General features: G+C 71.8%; 15 protein-coding genes. 4 read left to right on the top strand and 11 right to left on the bottom strand.

What is annotated here, in order from left to right; translation table 11 throughout:
• The first annotated feature begins 709 nt into the window (after positions 1-709).
• Complete coding sequence (gene trpS / locus ACFWZ5_RS31795) at positions 710-1,798, top strand: tryptophan--tRNA ligase (RefSeq protein WP_384799171.1); 1,089 nt, start codon at positions 710-712, stop codon at positions 1,796-1,798.
• Here trpS and ACFWZ5_RS31790 read toward each other — a convergent pair.
• Complete coding sequence (locus ACFWZ5_RS31790; protein ID WP_384799223.1) at positions 1,744-2,724, bottom strand: GlxA family transcriptional regulator; 981 nt, start codon at positions 2,722-2,724, stop codon at positions 1,744-1,746. The two genes, trpS and ACFWZ5_RS31790, sit on opposite strands and share 55 nt — an antisense overlap.
• Positions 2,725-2,861: 137 nt before the next feature.
• Here ACFWZ5_RS31790 and ACFWZ5_RS31785 point away from each other — a divergent pair, with 137 nt between their 5' ends.
• The gene (locus ACFWZ5_RS31785) at positions 2,862-3,479 is read left to right on the top strand and encodes a cysteine hydrolase family protein (protein WP_384799174.1); all 618 of its coding nucleotides are present in this window, start codon (positions 2,862-2,864) and stop codon (positions 3,477-3,479) included.
• An 88-nt stretch (positions 3,480-3,567) separates the two neighbouring features.
• Here the strand turns inward: ACFWZ5_RS31785 and proC are convergent, their stop codons facing one another.
• The 5 genes from proC to ACFWZ5_RS31760 form a co-directional block, all read right to left on the bottom strand.
• Positions 3,568-4,410: a pyrroline-5-carboxylate reductase gene (gene proC, locus ACFWZ5_RS31780; RefSeq protein ID WP_384799177.1), complete on the bottom strand. Its 843-nt coding sequence runs from the start codon at positions 4,408-4,410 to the stop codon at positions 3,568-3,570.
• A 54-nt stretch (positions 4,411-4,464) separates the two neighbouring features.
• Positions 4,465-5,202, bottom strand: coding sequence for an ABC transporter permease (locus ACFWZ5_RS31775; protein ID WP_384799180.1), 738 nt, complete (start codon positions 5,200-5,202; stop codon positions 4,465-4,467).
• Entirely contained in the window at positions 5,199-6,008 is an 810-nt protein-coding gene (locus tag ACFWZ5_RS31770) for an ABC transporter ATP-binding protein (protein ID WP_384799183.1), read from the bottom strand. The genes ACFWZ5_RS31775 and ACFWZ5_RS31770 overlap by 4 nt, the downstream gene beginning before the upstream one ends.
• A 205-nt stretch (positions 6,009-6,213) precedes the next feature.
• Positions 6,214-7,014 (bottom strand): class I SAM-dependent methyltransferase, encoded by an 801-nt coding sequence (locus tag ACFWZ5_RS31765; RefSeq protein WP_384799186.1) that lies wholly within the window; start codon positions 7,012-7,014, stop codon positions 6,214-6,216.
• 21 nt (positions 7,015-7,035) lie between these two features.
• The gene (locus ACFWZ5_RS31760) at positions 7,036-7,539 is read right to left on the bottom strand and encodes an EamA/RhaT family transporter (protein ID WP_384799189.1); all 504 of its coding nucleotides are present in this window, start codon (positions 7,537-7,539) and stop codon (positions 7,036-7,038) included.
• A 154-nt stretch (positions 7,540-7,693) separates the two neighbouring features.
• Between ACFWZ5_RS31760 and ACFWZ5_RS31755 the strand changes: the two genes are divergently transcribed.
• The gene (locus ACFWZ5_RS31755) at positions 7,694-9,985 is read left to right on the top strand and encodes a protein kinase (protein ID WP_384799192.1); all 2,292 of its coding nucleotides are present in this window, start codon (positions 7,694-7,696) and stop codon (positions 9,983-9,985) included.
• A gap of 61 nt (positions 9,986-10,046) precedes the next feature.
• Here ACFWZ5_RS31755 and ACFWZ5_RS31750 read toward each other — a convergent pair whose 3' ends face one another.
• The 5 genes from ACFWZ5_RS31750 to ACFWZ5_RS31730 all read right to left on the bottom strand — a co-directional run bounded on the left by ACFWZ5_RS31750 (position 10,047) and on the right by ACFWZ5_RS31730 (position 15,160).
• A complete protein-coding gene (locus ACFWZ5_RS31750) occupies positions 10,047-10,364 on the bottom strand; it encodes an SH3 domain-containing protein (protein ID WP_384799195.1) in 318 nt (105 codons plus the stop codon).
• A 167-nt stretch (positions 10,365-10,531) separates the two neighbouring features.
• A complete protein-coding gene (ilvD, locus tag ACFWZ5_RS31745; RefSeq protein WP_384799199.1) occupies positions 10,532-12,385 on the bottom strand; it encodes a dihydroxy-acid dehydratase in 1,854 nt (617 codons plus the stop codon).
• Positions 12,386-12,636: 251 nt separating this feature from the next.
• Positions 12,637-13,263, bottom strand: a complete 627-nt coding sequence (locus tag ACFWZ5_RS31740; RefSeq protein WP_384799202.1) for a TetR family transcriptional regulator — start codon at positions 13,261-13,263, stop codon at positions 12,637-12,639.
• The gene (locus tag ACFWZ5_RS31735; RefSeq protein WP_384799205.1) at positions 13,260-14,084 is read right to left on the bottom strand and encodes a sugar phosphate isomerase/epimerase family protein; all 825 of its coding nucleotides are present in this window, start codon (positions 14,082-14,084) and stop codon (positions 13,260-13,262) included. The genes ACFWZ5_RS31740 and ACFWZ5_RS31735 overlap by 4 nt, the downstream gene beginning before the upstream one ends.
• Before the next feature lie 140 nt (positions 14,085-14,224).
• Complete coding sequence (locus ACFWZ5_RS31730; RefSeq protein ID WP_384799208.1) at positions 14,225-15,160, bottom strand: Ppx/GppA family phosphatase; 936 nt, start codon at positions 15,158-15,160, stop codon at positions 14,225-14,227.
• 71 nt (positions 15,161-15,231) lie between these two features.
• Here ACFWZ5_RS31730 and ACFWZ5_RS31725 point away from each other — a divergent pair, with 71 nt between their 5' ends.
• Positions 15,232-16,122, top strand: coding sequence for a hypothetical protein (locus tag ACFWZ5_RS31725; RefSeq protein WP_384799211.1), 891 nt, complete (start codon positions 15,232-15,234; stop codon positions 16,120-16,122).
• Positions 16,123-16,134 lie beyond the last annotated feature (12 nt).

The following is a 16,134-nucleotide window of genomic DNA, read 5'->3' as shown; positions in this document are numbered from 1 at the left end:
GACGCTTCCTTTGTACTCACCCTCTCGGGCTTTCCTCCGGGCGCTTCCCTTCGGTATTTCGTGTTTCCGACTCTATCAGATCTTTCCGGCTTCCCGTTCTGATCCGATTTCCTCGGTGCCTTTCAGGTCTTCGCTTTCGCGCTTCCCTTTCCGGCGGTGTTGACTCTATCAGATCCTTTCGGGCCTGACTCCCAGTCAACCGCCACCCGGCGGAGCCGGATGTTTAATGCAGTGTCTTCTCGGCCGTTGTGGCGGCCGTTCCGACGAGTGAGACTTTAGCGGAATCTCGGCTCCCGGGCTAATCCGGGGCGTTCCTTCGAACGCGGATTCCTCATTTCGCAAAAGCGCATGTAAACGAGCCGACGACGACCCTCCGTCGAAGACGGCGGGGCTGCGCATCGATCACGTGAATGGTTCTTGCGGAATGGCTGTCCGGGGACCGACCAGGGTCGGCGCTCACGTCGGACAACTCGGAGAACACTACGTTCCGGTCCCGGGGGTGTCAACTCCGGTCCGGACCTGGGTCGAGAGCGCTACGGTGGGGACATGACTACGCGTACGTGCACCCAGCTGTGGTGGGCCGCCTGACGGCGGCCGTACTCACGTATGCACTCGACGGCCGCCGCTTCGGCGGCCGTTCGCGTATCTCCCTCCGGAGGACCTGAGCCCCGCCGGGCCGGCGGCCCCGTCCTGGAGGTGGAGAGCAGAGATGACGCGGATCTTCAGTGGGATCAAGCCCACCGGGCATCTGACCCTGGGGAACTACCTGGGTGCCATTCGGCGCTGGGCAGAGGTTGATCAGCACCGGGCCGACGCGCTGTTCTGCGTCGTCGACCTGCACGCCCTGACCGTGGAGCACGATCCCGGCCGGGTGCGCCGGCTCAGTCGGCAGGCGGCGACGCTACTGCTCGCGTCGGGCATCGATCCCGAACGGTGCACCCTCTTCGTACAGAGTCATGTCGACGAGCACGCCCGGCTCTCGTACGTCCTCGAGTGCGTGGCGAACGACGGCGAGATGCGGCGGATGATCCAGTACAAGGAGAAATCCGCGATCGAGCGGGCGCGGGGCGGGAGCGTGCGGCTCTCGCTGCTCACGTATCCCGTGCTCATGGCGGCGGACATCCTCGCGTACGGGGCCGGTGAGGTGCCGGTCGGTGACGACCAGACGCAGCATGTGGAGCTGACGCGGGATCTGGCCGTGCGGTTCAACCAGCGGTACGGGCAGACCTTCGTGGTGCCGCGCGCGACGCGGCCCGAGGTGGCGGCGCGGGTGATGGACCTGCAGGACCCGACGTCGAAGATGGGCAAGTCCCACGGGTCCGGGGCCGGCATCGTCTATCTGCTCGACGAGCCGGACGCCGTGCGCAAGAAGATCATGCGGGCGGTCACGGACAGCGGCAGCGAGGTCGAGTACGACCGCGAGGCACGGCCGGGAGTCTCGAATCTGCTGGAGATCCTCGCTGCTTGCGAAGGTGGGAACCCAGCGGAGCTGAGCGGTGTATATGAGTCGTACGGGGCGCTGAAGAGGGACACGGCCGAGGCCGTGGTCGAGCTGCTGCGGCCCGTGCGGGAGCGGCACAAGGAGCTTGTTGCGGATTCCGCGTATGTGGAGGGGGTGTTGCGGGACGGGGCCGAGCGGGCCCGGGGGATGTCGCGGCCGACGGTCGATGCCGCCTATCGGGCGGTCGGGCTGCTGCCTCCCGCGCCTGCGGTGCCCGTGGGGACGCCGGCGGACGAGGTAGGTCAGGTGAGTGAGCCCGCGGTGCCCGCTGGGGTGCCGGTGAACGCGGCGCGGTAGGCGCGGGGGCTGGTGGCGAGGCGCGAGGCGAAGTGCTGTCGCATCGTGATCTCGCTGCCGAAGCCCGCGCGGCGTGCCACTTCGGGCATGGGCAGGTCGGTGCGCTCCAGGAGCTTCTGCGCGGCGGCGACGCGCTGGTCGAGGAGCCAGCGCAGGGGGGTGGTGCCGGTCGCCGAGGTGAAGTGACGGGCGAAGGAGCGCGCCGACATGCCCGCCCGGGCGGCGAGGTCGGCGACGGTGAGCGGTTCTTGGAGGTGACGAAGGGCGTACTCGCGGACGGATGCCAGGGCGTCGGCGTCGCGGTCGGCACGGGGTGTGGGGTGCTCGATGAACTGCGCCTGGCCGCCGGTGCGGAACGGGGCGGTGACCATCGAGCGGGCGATCGTCGCGGCGGTTTCGGAGCCGTGTGCCGTGCGGACCAGGTGCAGGCACAGGTCGATGCCGGCGGCGGTGCCCGCGGCGGTCCAGATGTTGTCGTCCTCGATGAAGAGGGCGTCGGGGACGACGTCGACGAGGGGGTGATGGGTGCGCAGGAGGTCGACGAGGTTCCAGTGGGTGATGGCGCGGAGGCCGTCGAGGAGGCCCGCCTGGGCGAGGGTGAAGGCGCCGCCGCACAGGGCAGCGAGGGTGAGGCCGCGTGAGTGGGCGTGGCGCAGGGCCTCGAGGAGCGGGGGTGGTGCGGGTGTCAGGTGATCGTCCAGGCCGGGGACGACGATCAGGTCGCTGCCGGTCAGGCGGGTCAGCCAGGAGAGGGTGCGGTCCGGGGTGAGGGTGAGGCCGCCGCGCATGGGGACGGGAGCGGGGTCGGCGGCGACACGGCGCAGCTGAAAGGGGGGTACGCCGCGGTCGGTGCGGTCGGCGCCCCAGACCTCGGTGATCACGGAGACGTCGAAGGCGCGGATGCCCGGGAAGGCGAGCAGGGCGATGCGCTGGGGGCGCACGGGGTCAGGGGGTGTGGGCGCGGTGGTCGGCGGTCCGGGTGTGGGCACGGTGGCAGTAAACCATCGATCGGTGACTTTTGAACCTCTGGGACAGGGTGCTCGGGGGCGGCAGCATTCCAGTCATGGAGATCGCAGAGAACGCAGCGCTGGTCGTGGTGGACGTACAGAAGGGCTTCGAGGAGGAGGAGTTCTGGGGAGCGCGGAACAATCCGGGGGCTGACGACAACATCGCCTCGCTGATCGACGCGTGGCAGGCGACGGGGCGGCCGGTCGTGTTCGTACGGCACGACTCGCCGAAGCCGCACTCGCCGCTGCGGGCGGGGTACGCGGGCAACGAGTTCAAGGAGTACGTCGAGCGGCGGCGTGGAAAGGGGGCCGGTGGCGAGCTGCTCGTGACGAAGAGCGTGAATTCGGCCTTCTACGGGACGCCGGATCTGGCGGCCTGGTTCAAGGAGGCGGGGATCTCGCAGTTCGTGGTGACCGGAATCCAGACCAACATGTGCGCGGAGACGACGGCGCGGATGGGCGGGAACCTCGGGTTCGACGTGCTGTTCGCGCTCGACGCGACGTACACCTTCGACCTGGAGGGCCCCTTCGGCTGGCACCGCACCGCGGAGGAGCTCGCACAGGCGACGGCGGTGTCACTGCACGGCGGCGGCTTCGCCCGGGTCGTGACGACGAACGACGTGCTCGGGGCAGTCAGCCCGGGCGGCGGGGCAATCAGCCCGTCCGGCGTTTGAGGACGAGGCCGAAGGCCGATGGCGGGGGGCCGGGGGCGGCAGCCCCCGAACCCCGGCGTCGGGCAACCGAACACTAAGGGGGGAGGAATCAGCTGTTGTTGCCGGAGGCAAGCTCACGGCTGCGGTCGCGGGCCGCCTCAAGGGCCGCGATGAGCGCCGCGCGCACCCCGTGGTTCTCGAGCTCGCGGATGGCGTTGATGGTGGTGCCCGCGGGAGAGGTGACGTTCTCGCGGAGCTTCACCGGGTGTTCGCCGCTGTCGCGGAGCATCACGGCGGCGCCGATCGCGGCCTGCACGATGAGGTCGTGGGCCTTGTCGCGGGGCAGGCCGAGGAGGATGCCGGCGTCGGTCATGGCCTCGACCAGGAAGTAGAAGTACGCGGGGCCGGAGCCGGACAGGGCCGTGCAGGCGTCCTGCTGGGTCTCGGGGACGCGGAGGGTCTTGCCGACGGCGCCAAAGATGTCCTCGGCGTGGGCCAGGTCGGCGGCGGTGGCGTGGCTGCCTCCGGAGATGACGGACATGCCTTCGTCGACGAGGACGGGGGTGTTGGGCATGACGCGGATGACGGGGGTGCCGTCGCCCAGGCGCTCCTCGATGAAGGAGGTGGTGATGCCCGCGGCGGCGCTGATGACGAGGGTGTCGCGGGTGACGTGGGGGGCGAGCTCGTCGAGCAGGCGGGCCATGTCCTGGGGCTTGCAGGCGAGGATCAGGGTGTCGGCGCGCTTGGCGGCCTCGGCGTTGGTGAGGGGCTCGACGCCGTAGCGGGTGCGGAGTTCGTCGGCGCGTTCCTGGCGGCGGGTGGTGACCAGGAGGTCGACGGGGGCCCAGCCGCCGCGGATCATTCCGCTGAGCAGGGCTTCGCCGATCTTTCCGGTGCCGAGGACGGCGACTTTCTGGCTGGCCTTCTGGCTCGGCTTGCGCGTCTGGCTCATGGGCGGAGGCCTCCCGGGGGTGCGACGTTCGGGGGCCATCCTCGCATCGTGCGGTCAGGCCGTGCGGCGGCGGAGGGTGGCGGCGCCCAGGGACAGGACGAGGACGGCGCAGGCGGTGACGATCGCGGCGTCGCGGACGAAGTCGCCGGTGATCTCGGGGTGGCGGAGGACTTCGTTCATGCCGTCGACGGCGTACGACATGGGCAGGGCGTTGGAGATGGCCTCCAGGGCGGGGTGCATCCGGTCCCTGGGGGTGAACAGGCCGCAGAGGAGGAGCTGAGGAAAGATCACGGCCGGCATGAACTGGACGGCCTGGAACTCGGAGGCCGCGAAGGCCGACACGAAGAGGCCGAGGGCCGTGCCGAGCAGGGCGTCCAGGAGGGCGACGAGGAGCAGCAGCCAGGCGGAGCCGGTGACGTCCAGGCCGAGGCCCCACAGGGCGAGGCCGGTGGCGAGGGCGGACTGGATGATCGCCAGGGTGCCGAAGGCGAGGGCGTAGCCGGCGATGACGTCGGCCTTGGCGAGGGGCAGGGCGAGGAGGCGTTCCAGGGTGCCGGAGGTGCGTTCGCGCAGGGTGGCGATCGAGGTCACCAGGAACATCGTGATCAGCGGGAAGATGCCGAGCAGGGAGGCGCCGATGGAGTCGAAGGTGCGCGGGCTGCCGTCGAAGACGTAGCGCAGGAGCAGCAGCATCACGCAGGGGACGAGGATCATCAGCGCGATGGAGCGGGGGTCGTGGCGGAGCTGGCGCAGGACGCGGGCGGCGGTGGCGAGGGTGCGGTACGGATTCATTGCGGGCTCCCGGAGGGGCGGGGTGCTCGGGCGGCCTCGTCGACGAGGTGGAGGAACGCCTCCTCGACCGTTGCGGTGCCGGTGCGGGAGCGCAGGGCGGCCGGGGTGTCGTCGGCGAGGATCTCGCCCTCGCGCATGAGGAGCAGGCGGTGGCAGCGTTCCGCCTCGTCCATGACGTGGGAGGAGACGAGGATCGTGGTGCCGCGGTCGGCGGCGATGGTGTGGAAGAGGTTCCAGAGGTCGCGGCGGAGCACGGGGTCGAGGCCGACGGTCGGCTCGTCGAGGACGAGGAGTTCGGGGGTGCCGAGCAGGGCGACGGCGAGGGAGACGCGGCTTCGCTGGCCGCCGGAGAGGGTGCCCGCGAGGGCGTCGGCGTGGCTGGTGAGGTCGACGTCGGCGATGGCGCGGGTGACGTCCTCGTGGCGGCGGGCGGCGGCGCCGGGGCCGGGGGTGAGGACGGCGGCGAAGTAGTCCAGGTTCTGGCGGACCGTCAGGTCGTCGTAGACGGACGGGTCCTGGGTGACGTAGCCGACGCGGGAGCGCAGGGCGGGGGTGCCCGCGGGGTGGTCGAGGACGTTCAGGGTGCCAGTGACCTTGGCCTGGGTGCCGACGACGGACCGCATCAGGGTGGACTTGCCGCAGCCGGACGGGCCGAGGAGTCCGGTGATCTGGCCGCGCGGGACGGTGAAAGTCAGGTCGCGCAGGACGGTGCGGTGGCCGCGTACGACGGTGAGGGACCGGGCGTGGATGGCCGGGTCGGTGGTGGCTGTGGCGGGGGCACGGGCCGGAGGAGAAATATTCATCATGTGATGATTATGCGCGCGGGTGAGTGGGCGGCGTCAAGGGCTCGACGTCGTTCGGGGGACGTTCTCGTGCCCGGATACGGCAGGACGAGCTACGGCAGGACGGGCTACAGCAGGACGAGCTACAGCAGGACCAGGTACGGCGAACCGGATACGGCAAGAAGCGGATGCAGGAAGTGGCGGATGCGGGAAGTGGCAGGGCGCGCGTTCACGCACCGCGCGTCCGGCGCCGAGCACTGCGTACGACCGTGACGTCCAGCGCGTACGCCTCCTCCACCACGCCGTCCGGGAAGTGCCCGAGCACATGGGCGCGCTCGTCCGCCAGGACGGCGGCGGACCGCTCGGGGCCGAGCGTCGCGAAGTACGAGCGGCTGCCCAGGTGGGCGAGGTGGACGTCGACCGGGACCTGCCGCGTCCAGTGCAGGCGGGTGTGGACCGGGTCCAGGCCGGGGACGACGCGGTCGATGATCTCCGCGGCCTCGCCCGTGATGCCGTGCGCGTGATAGCCGGGCAGCCGTGCCCGCAGCCGGGCCTCCTGGGCGGCGGCCCAGGCCACGTCGGGGTCGGGCACGTTCCACCACAGGGCGAGGGCGCCGCCCGGGCGCAGGACCCGCAGGGCCTCCGGCAGCGAGCGGAGCGGGTCGGTCCAGTGGAAGGCCTGGGCGTACGTGACGAAGTCCGCCGAGGCGTCGGCCAGCGGCAGGGCGTCGCCCGACGCCCGCAGCAGCGGCACCCCCGGCAGGGCCGCCCGCAGCCGCGCGCCCATGGCGGGACCGGGCTCGACGGCGATGACGTGGGCGCCCCGGTCGCGCAGGAGACGGGTGGCGATGCCGGTGCCCGCGCCCACGTCGACCGCGGTGGCACCCGCGAGCGGGGCCGCGGCCAGCTCCTCGACGAGGGCGAAGAGCTCCGGCGGGTAGCCGGGGCGGGCCCTGGCGTACTGGGAGGCGACGGAGTCGAAGGAGAGGGCGAAGCCGGCGGAGGAGGATGCGGGGCCCGGGTGCGTCATCCCCTCATCTTCAGTCGCCCGTCACTTGCGGCGCTTGCGTTTCGAAGGGTTGCCCGTCCGCCGCGTCGTGCGCTTCGCGTACTGCTCGCGCGCCGTCTCGTACTCCTCGCGGTGCAGCTTCTCGCCCGGGGCCTCCTTCAGGGAGCGGAAGAAGTACGCGAGCAGCGAGCCGATGAAGCCGATCGTCATCAGGCTGCGCATGGACGCCACCTGCTGCGGGTCGTGGCGCTTGCCGAACCCCTCCCACGTGCGCCGGAAGGCGATCGCGCTGCAGATGGCGAACATGACCACGACCAGCAGGTTCACAAACGAACCCACGTCCGCGATCTCCAGGCCCTGGTACGCGAAGCGCAGTACCAGGCAGCTCGCGACTGCCGCCGCGAGCGAGCCGACCGCGACCCCGGCACGGCGGAGCCCGTACCCGTCCGTGTGCTCCACCCACGTCGTCCCGAAGAAACGGATGGGTTCGGGCCGGGGCCCCGGCGCGGTGCCCTCGGACTGCTCGGTACGCGGTTCCTCACTCACACCGCCGATTATCGCCCGCCCCACGCGACGGACGGCCCACGGGCCGGGCCACGCCGTAATCGTCCCCCGCCTTGCCTCGTGTACCTGCCAGGCCGCTAGTTTGTGCGGGCAGACAGATTCACGGGGGACGACCGGAACGGGGAGGTCGGAAGAGGTGTCGCTCCGCGAGGGAGACCCTGAGGAGATCGGTGGCTACCCGCTCGAGTCGCGGCTCGGATCGGGCGGCATGGGCACCGTCTATCTCGCGCGCACGGCGTCAGGGCGGCCCGTCGCGATCAAGCTGATCCACCACCAGTTCGCGGCCGACGACGAGTTCCGCATCCGGTTCCGCCAGGAGGTCGCCGCGGCCCGTCGGGTCAGCGGCGCGTTCACCGCGGCCGTGGTCGACGCCGATCCCGAGGCGCGGCACCCCTGGATGGCCACCGCGTACATAGAAGGGCCGACGCTGGCCCAGCGCATCGCCCAACGCGGGCCGATCGGCGGCGCCGAACTGCGCACCCTCGCCATCGGCCTCGCCGAGGCGCTGCGCGACATCCACCGCGCGGACGTCGTCCACCGCGACCTGAAGCCCTCCAACGTCGTCCTGTCCCCCGAAGGCCCGCGCGTCATCGACTTCGGCATCTCGCGCGCCGCCGACCAGCAGACGCTGACGATGACCGGCCGCGTCATCGGCACGCCGCCGTTCATGTCGCCCGAGCAGCTGCAGACCCCGCGCGGCGTCGGGCCGTCGTCCGACGTCTTCTCACTGGGTACGTTGCTGGTGTACGCGGCGACCGGGCAGGGGCCCTTCGACGCGGACTCCCCTTATATGACGGCGTACCAAGTGGTGCACGAGGCGCCGACGCTCCACGACGTCCCGCCCCATCTGCGCACGGTCGTCGAGCCCTGCCTGGCCAAGGACCCGGCCACCCGGCCGTCCGTCGACGAGCTCCTCGTACGCCTTCGGGACCTGCCCATGGAGCTGGCGGCCGCGCAGGGCGGCAGCCGGACGAGCGACACGGATACGCAGCACCATCTGGCCGGGGACACCGGGGCGGGCGCGGCCCCCGCCGAAGCCGCCTCGGCCGGAACCACCCCGGCCGAGGCCGCTCCTGCCGGAACCACCCCCGCCGCACCCGAAGCCGAAGCCGCCCCCGCCACCCCCCTCACCCTCGGCCGCCGGCTGCGCCGCCGCTGGCGGCCCGTGCTCGCCGCCGCCGTGGCCGTCGCCGCGATCGGCGGCGGCGTCGCGGTGCTCACCGCGAACACCGGCGGCTCCGACGGCACGCCCGACGACGGCCGGCCCGGCAAGGGCCGCAACGTGGCGGCGACCGGCACCGCCCTGCCCGACGGGTTCCGGCCCTGGCGGCAGGACGTGCCGCCCGGCAAGGCGAAGATCGCGGACGAGCTGCGCTGCGTGCCCCACGGGGACTCCGTGTACTGCGGAGGCGGCGGCGTGGTCGCCACCCGCCTGCGGGTCGAGGACGGCCACCGCACGTGGACCGCGCACAGCCCGGGCCTCCCCGTGCAGCACACCTACCTCGCCGGAGTGTCCGGCGACACCGTGCTCGGCTACCGCATGGCGCCCGACAGCAACACCCCCGGCGACCTCGTCGCCCTCGACACCGCCAAGGGCGAGGAACTCTGGTCCGCCCCCGCAGGCGCCCTGTCGACCGCGGTCACCGGCCGGAGCGCCGACGCCGCCGTGGTCGGCTCGACCGTCCTCACCGTCGACCGGGACGGCACCCGCGTCGAGGCCCACGCGGTCCGCTCCGGCAAGCGGCTGTGGCAGGTGCCGTTCCCCGCGGGCGAGGACTGCGCGCCGCTGGCCGCGGGCAGCCGCGCGTATGTGATGTGCGGGCCGCGCGTGCAGGTCTCGGAGTCCGAGGTGCGGCGCGCCACCGTACGCACCGTCGGCCTCGACTCCGGCAGGCTCGGCAGGGCCGTCGCGCTGGAGGGGCCGGTGGAGCCCGTGGGCGCGGCCGACGGGCAGCTGGTCCTGGCGAAGCGGCGGGTGGGCGAGGCGGGCGTCGTCGCGTACGAGTCCGTGGTCCGCGTCGACCCGGAGCGCGGCAGGGCCACGACGACCCGGATGACGACGACGTACGGCGGAGCGCCCGAACTCGTCGACGGAGCGCTGTACTTCACCGAGCAGAACGGCACGGTCAGCGCGGTCGACCCACTGACCGGCAAACGCGTCTGGGCCCGGCAGACGGGCGTCGAAGGCGCGTCGGGGCCGGTCGCGGGGCCCGACGACGCGCTGTACTTCAGCTCGGCAAGCGGCCGCGTCGCCGCCCTCGCGGCGCGCGACGGCAAGCGGCTGTGGTTGACGGACCCGAAGACGAACGGGCTCTCCGAGACGGGTGCTCCCCCGCGCGTGGTGTTCGCGGGCCGGGCCATCATCGTGACCGGGGCGGAGAACCTGGTGTACGCCTTCGACACGGCGAAGCCGCCGAAGTCCGGCTGAAACCCGGACCGCGGCGGCCTCTTGAGCTCGCGGGACGTCGCCCGCGGACGTCAGCGGCGCGTCAGCAGCGCGGCGCCACGTACCCGTTGCTCCCCGTCCTGACGTAGGTGTCGGACACATAGCGCCCGCTGCCTATCTTGTCCCAGATGTTCGAGGTCCCGGTCGGTCCCGTGACCTTCTCGCCGGACCGCTGGCAGCTGATGGTGACGCGCGTACCGGCGCTGATGCGGCCGACCTTGGCGTACGAAGTACCGGGGCCCGAGCGGACGTTGACGTCGGCGACGACCGGGTACCGCCTGGCCGCCGCGGCCTCCACCGTCAGTTCGGACCCGTCCGTCACATCGATGGTGCCGGGCATGGTCAGTTCTTCGCTGCTCATGGCGATCCCCCGTTTGTCCCCGTATGTCCCTGCATGCACCTTGTTCCACGTGAAACGTGCGGGCGCGGGCCGCCCGTGGCATGCACTCCACACCTTAGACGCGCCCGCGCACCACACCAGTTGCAGGACAAACCGGGACGGTCTCGCCCGCCCGGCGGCCGGGGCGCTCAGCCCAGCTTCGAGACGTCCCGCACCGCGCCCTTGTCCGCGCTCGTCGCCATCGCCGCGTACGCCCGCAGGGCCGCCGAGACCTTGCGGTCGCGGGACTTGGGGGCGTAGACGCCCGCGAGGGCCTCGCGGCGGCGGGTCAGCTCGGCCTCGTCGACGAGGAGCTCGATGGCGCGGCCCGGGATGTCGATGCGTACGCGGTCGCCGTCCTCGACCAGGGCGATCGTGCCGCCGGACGCCGCCTCGGGCGACACATGGCCGATGGACAGGCCCGACGTGCCGCCGGAGAAACGCCCGTCGGTGACCAGGGCGCAGGCCTTGCCGAGGCCGCGGCCCTTGAGGAAGGAGGTCGGGTAGAGCATCTCCTGCATGCCGGGGCCGCCCTTGGGGCCCTCGTAGCGGATGACGACCACGTCGCCTTCCTTCACCTGCTTGTTGAGGATCTTCTCGACGGCCTCCTCCTGCGACTCGCAGACGACGGCGGGGCCCTCGAAGGTCCAGATCGACTCGTCGACGCCGGCCGTCTTCACGACACAGCCGTCGACGGCCAGGTTGCCCTTGAGGACGGCGAGGCCGCCGTCCTGCGAGTAGGCGTGGGCGACGTCGCGGATGCAGCCGTTCGCCGCGTCCGTGTCCAGGGTGTCCCAGCGCTCGGACTGCGAGAACGCCTCGGCCGAGCGCACACAGCCGGGGGCCGCGTGCCACAGCTCGACGGCCTCAGAAGAGGCCGAGCCGCCGCGGATGTCCCAGGCGTCCAGCCACTCCTTGATCGAGGGCGAGTGGACCGTGTGCACGTCCTCGTTCAGCAGGCCGCCGCGGTACAGCTCGCCGAGGATCGCGGGGATGCCGCCCGCGCGGTGCACGTCCTCCATGTAGTACGTCGTCGTGGGCGCGACGTTGGGCGCGACCTTGGCCAGGCAGGGGACGCGGCGCGAGACGGCGTCGATGTCGGTGAGGTCGTAGCCGGCCTCGGCCTCCTGGGCGGCGGCGAGCAGGTGCAGGATCGTGTTGGTGGAGCCGCCCATGGCGATGTCGAGGGCCATGGCGTTCTCGAACGCGGCGTGCGTGGCGATGTTGCGCGGCAGGACGGAGGCGTCGTCCCCGTCGTAGTAGCGCTTGGCGATCTCGACGACGGTGGCGCCCGCGCGCTCGTACAGGGCCTTGCGGGCGGTGTGCGTGGCGAGGACGGAGCCGTTGCCGGGCAGGGAGAGGCCGATGGCCTCGGTCAGGCAGTTCATGGAGTTGGCGGTGAACATGCCGGAACAGGAGCCGCAGGTCGGGCAGGCGTTCTCCTCGATGCGGAGGATGTCCTCGTCCGAGACGTTCTCGTTGACGGCGTCGCTGATCGCGTTGATCAGGTCGAGTTTCCGGACCGTGCCGTCGACGAGGGTGGCCTTGCCCGCCTCCATGGGGCCGCCGGAGACGAAGACCGTGGGGATGTTGAGGCGGAGCGCCGCCATCAGCATGCCCGGGGTGATCTTGTCGCAGTTCGAGATGCAGATCAGGGCGTCGGCGCAGTGGGCCTCGACCATGTACTCGACGGAGTCGGCGATCAGGTCGCGGGAGGGCAGCGAGTAGAGCATGCCGCCGTGGCCCATGGCGATGCCGTCGTCGACGGCGATCGTGTTGAACTCGCGCGGGATGCCGCCCGCCTCGCGGACGGCGTCGCTGACGATGCGGCCGACCGGCGCCAGGTGCGTGTGGCCGGGCACGAACTCCGTGAACGAGTTGGCGACGGCGATGATCGGCTTCCGGCCGATGTCCGCGCCCGGTACCCCGGAGGCCCGCATAAGGGCGCGCGCGCCCGCCATGTTGCGGCCGTGGGTGACTGTGCGGGACCTCAGCTCGGGCATCGTCGCTCGCTCCTCAGGGGCAGATCTCGATACGGTCATCGGCGCGGCCGGCGGTGCGGCGGTGTCGACGCGGGTATCGCGATACGGCTGTCGATACGGCCGAGCGTACGCCGGTGATCCAAGATCCGGACAGGGTGTCCGGATGGCGGGACGGGCGTCTCATGCCGCCACCGGGAGCGGGCCGGTCAGGAGCCGGCCCGGAACCCGTCGGAAGCCGACCGAGAGCCGTTCGGAAGCCGGCCAGGACCCCCTCAGGGGCCGGTCAGATGCCCCTGCACCACCGGCGCCACCCGCACGATGACCTGCTCCACGTCCACCGAGGCCAGCGGCTCGACCTGGATCACGTACCGCAGCATCGCCGTGCCCACCAGCTGGGCCGCCGCGAGCTCGGCGCGCAGCTCGGCGTCCGGCAGCTCCAGGCGGCGGGCGATGCGGGAGAGGAGCTGGGCGGCGACGAGGCGGCGGAAGACGGCGGCGGCGGTCTCGTTGCTGACGGCGGAGCGGACGATGGCGAGGAGCGGCGCCCGCGTGGCCGGGTCCTCCCAGACGCCGAAGATGAAGCGGGTCAGGCGCTCGCCGACGCTGTCGACCGGCCCGTACTCCACGTCGACGGGCGCGTCGAGGGCGGGCGCGAAGGCCACCTCGACGGCCGCCGCGAAGACCTGCTCCTTGGTGCCGAAGTAGTGGTGCACGAGCGCGGAGTCGACGCCCGCGGCCTTGGCGATGGAGCGTACGGACGTCTTCTCGTAGCCGTGCTCGGAGAACTGGGCGCGGGCGGCGTCCAGGATGACCTCGCGCATCGCGGGGCCCTGCTCGGCCTGGGTGCGGGTGGGGCGGCCGCGGCGGCGGGGCGCGGGGGCGGCGGCCTCGCCGGTCATGAGCGGGGCACCTTCACGGCCGATGCCAGGTGCAGGCGCGTGAAGGCGAGGGCCTCGGCGAGGTCGGCCTCGCGCTCGGCGCTGGACATCGCGCGCCTGGTATTGACCTCGATGACGACATGGCCGTCGAATCCGCTGGTCGCGAGGCGTTCCAGGAGGGCGGCGCAGGGCTGGGTGCCGCGGCCGGGCACCAGGTGCTCGTCCTTCGCCGATCCCTTGCCGTCGGCGAGGTGGACGTGGCCGAGCCGGTCGCCCATGCGGTCGATCATCTGCAGGGCGTCGGTGCGGGCGGTCGCGGTGTGCGAGAGGTCGATGGTGAAGTGCCGGTAGTCGTCCTTGGTGACGTCCCAGTCGGGTGCGTACGCGAGCATTTCGCGGTCGCGGTAGCGCCAGGGGTACATGTTCTCCACGGCGAACCGGACGTCGGTCTCGTCCGCCATCCGCCAGATCCCCTCGACGAAGTCCCGCGCGTAGCCGCGCTGCCAGCGGAACGGCGGGTGCACGACGACGGTCGACGCGTCGAGCTTCTCCGCGGCGGCGCGGGCGCGCTGGAGCTTGACCCACGGGTCGGTGGACCAGACGCGCTGGGTGATCAGGAGGCAGGGCGCGTGCACGGCGAGGATCGGGATGTGGTGGTAGTCGCTCAGGCGGCGCAGGGCCTCGATGTCCTGGCTGACGGGGTCGGTCCACACCATGACCTCGACGCCGTCGTACCCCAGGCGCGCGGCGATCTCGAAGGCCGTCGCCGTCGACTCCGGGTAGACGGAGGCCGTCGACAGGGCGACCTTCGCATCCGGGATCCGTACGACTGGTTCTGCCACGGGGACAGGGTACGGGGTGCCTCCGGCGGGTGGGCGGGGGATGGGTGCCTATGCGCCGCGGGGGTTCTGTGTCCTGGCGTGTGCGGGTGTTTTGTGGCTGGGCGCGCAGTTCCCCGCGCCCCTTCGGGGCCCGGCCCTCGTCACGTCGTCGTCGGGAGGTGGTCCAGTCTGCGGAGGATTACGCCCTCTCTCAGGGCCCAGGGGCAGATCTCCACCGACTCGACGCCGAAGAGGTCCATCGCGCCCTCGGCGACCAGGGCGCCCGCCAGGAGCTGGGCGGCGCGGCCCTCGGAGACGCCGGGGAGCTCGCCGCGTTCCCGCGCGGTCATCGCGGCGAGCTGCGGGACCCAGTCCTCCAGGGACTTGCGCTTCAGTTCCCGCTGTACGTAGAGGCCCTCGGCGGAGCGCGCGGCGCCCGCGAGCCGGGCGAGCTGCTTGAACGTCTTCGACGTGGCGACCACGTGGTCGGGGCTGCCGAAGCGGGCGAACTCGCCGACTGTGCGGGCGATCTGGGCGCGCACGTGGCGGCGCAGGGCGCGGACGTCGGACGGGTCGGGCGGGTCCGTGGGCAGCCACGCGGCGGTCAGGCGTCCGGCGCCGAGGGGCAGGCTGACGGCGGCGTCCGGCTCCTCGTCGATGCCGTAGGCGATCTCCAGGGAGCCGCCGCCGATGTCGAGGCACAGGAGCTTGCCCGCGGACCAGCCGAACCACCGGCGGACGGCGAGGAAGGTGAGCCGCGCCTCCTCCTCGCCGGTGAGGACCTGCAGGTCGACGCCGGTCTCGTCGCGTACGCGGCTGAGTACGGCGTCGGCGTTGGTCGCCTCGCGCACGGCGGAGGTGGCGAACGGCAGGAGGTCCTCGACGCCCTTGTCCTCGGCGGCCTGCAGGGCGTCACGCACGGTGGCGACGAGTTGATCGACGCCTTCGGGGCCGATCGCGCCCGCCGGGTCGAGGAGTTGGGCAAGGCGCAGGTCGGCCTTGTGGGAGTGCGCGGGCAGCGGGCGCGCGCCGGGGTGAGCGTCCACCACCAGCAGATGCACCGTGTTCGAACCCACGTCGAGGACACCGAGTCTCATATACGGAACGCTACTGCGCGCGGGGCCCTCGCTGGTCCCCGGCCCGATGCGGGCGCGCATACCCTGGAGACGTGCCAAAGACGAAAAAGGCGAAGTCCGACAAATCCAAGCGTTCCAAGTCGGAGAAGTCAGCGGAGAAGTCAGCGGAGAAGTCACAGTCGGGGAAGTCGGAGGACGGGCTCAAGAAGGCGAAGAAGCAGAAGGCGGTGCCGGACGAGAAGGGTCTGGACTTCGCCCGCGCCTGGGTGGAGTTCCCGGACCCGGCGGACGACGAGCAGGTCTTCCGCTGCGATCTGACGTGGCTGACGTCCCGCTGGACCTGCATCTTCGGCAGCGGCTGCCAGGGCATCAAGGCGGGCCGCGCCGACGACGGCTGCTGCACGCTCGGCGCGCACTTCTCGGACGAGGACGACGAGAAGCGGGTCGCGGGGTTCGTGGAGCGCCTGACGCCGGACATCTGGCAGCACCACGACGTGGGCCGGGAGACGGGCTGGGTGTCGGTCGACGACGACGGCGAGCGCCAGACCCGTCCGTACAACGGCTCGTGCATCTTCCAGAACCGGCCGGGTTTCGCGGGCGGCGCGGGCTGCTCGCTGCACATCCTGGCCCTGAAGGAGGGCCGGGAGCCGCTCGAGACCAAGCCGGACGTCTGCTGGCAACTGCCGGTGCGGCGCACGTACGAGTGGATCGAGCGGCCGGACGACACCAAGGTGCTCCAGGTGTCCATCGGTGAGTACGACCGCCGGGGCTGGGGTCCGGGCGGCCACGATCTGCACTGGTGGTGCACGTCGGCGACGTCGGCGCACGGGGCGGGTGATCCCGTTTACGTGTCGTACCGGCCGGAGCTGATCGAGCTGATGGGCAAGAAGGGGTATGACCGGCTGGTCGAGCTGTGTGAGGCGCGACTGGCTTCGCAGCTGCCGTTGATCGCGCCGCATCCGGCGGATCCGCCGCGGGGCTGAGCGTGCGAGGGT

Origin of the sequence: Streptomyces sp. NPDC059003, assembly GCF_042740445.1 — a bacterium.
Classification (GTDB): Bacteria; Actinomycetota; Actinomycetes; order Streptomycetales; family Streptomycetaceae; genus Streptomyces.
The sequence above is the reverse complement of the archived record's forward strand: the minus strand, read 5'-3'. Positions and strand labels throughout refer to the sequence as shown.

Excerpts from the sequence above, each read along its gene's own strand:
- ACFWZ5_RS31750 (WP_384799195.1), bottom strand. The coding sequence starts at position 10,364 with ATGAGCAGCGAAGAACTGACCATGCCCGGCACCATCGATGTGACGGAC.
- ilvD (WP_384799199.1), bottom strand. The coding sequence starts at position 12,385 with ATGCCCGAGCTGAGGTCCCGCACAGTCACCCACGGCCGCAACATGGCG.
- ACFWZ5_RS31775 (WP_384799180.1), bottom strand. The coding sequence starts at position 5,202 with ATGAATCCGTACCGCACCCTCGCCACCGCCGCCCGCGTCCTGCGCCAG.
- ACFWZ5_RS31730 (WP_384799208.1), bottom strand. The coding sequence starts at position 15,160 with ATGAGACTCGGTGTCCTCGACGTGGGTTCGAACACGGTGCATCTGCTG.
- ACFWZ5_RS31770 (WP_384799183.1), bottom strand. The coding sequence starts at position 6,008 with ATGATGAATATTTCTCCTCCGGCCCGTGCCCCCGCCACAGCCACCACC.
- ACFWZ5_RS31740 (WP_384799202.1), bottom strand. The coding sequence starts at position 13,263 with ATGACCGGCGAGGCCGCCGCCCCCGCGCCCCGCCGCCGCGGCCGCCCC.
- ACFWZ5_RS31785 (WP_384799174.1), top strand. The coding sequence starts at position 2,862 with ATGGAGATCGCAGAGAACGCAGCGCTGGTCGTGGTGGACGTACAGAAG.
- trpS (WP_384799171.1), top strand. The coding sequence starts at position 710 with ATGACGCGGATCTTCAGTGGGATCAAGCCCACCGGGCATCTGACCCTG.
- ACFWZ5_RS31765 (WP_384799186.1), bottom strand. The coding sequence starts at position 7,014 with ATGACGCACCCGGGCCCCGCATCCTCCTCCGCCGGCTTCGCCCTCTCC.
- proC (WP_384799177.1), bottom strand. The coding sequence starts at position 4,410 with ATGAGCCAGACGCGCAAGCCGAGCCAGAAGGCCAGCCAGAAAGTCGCC.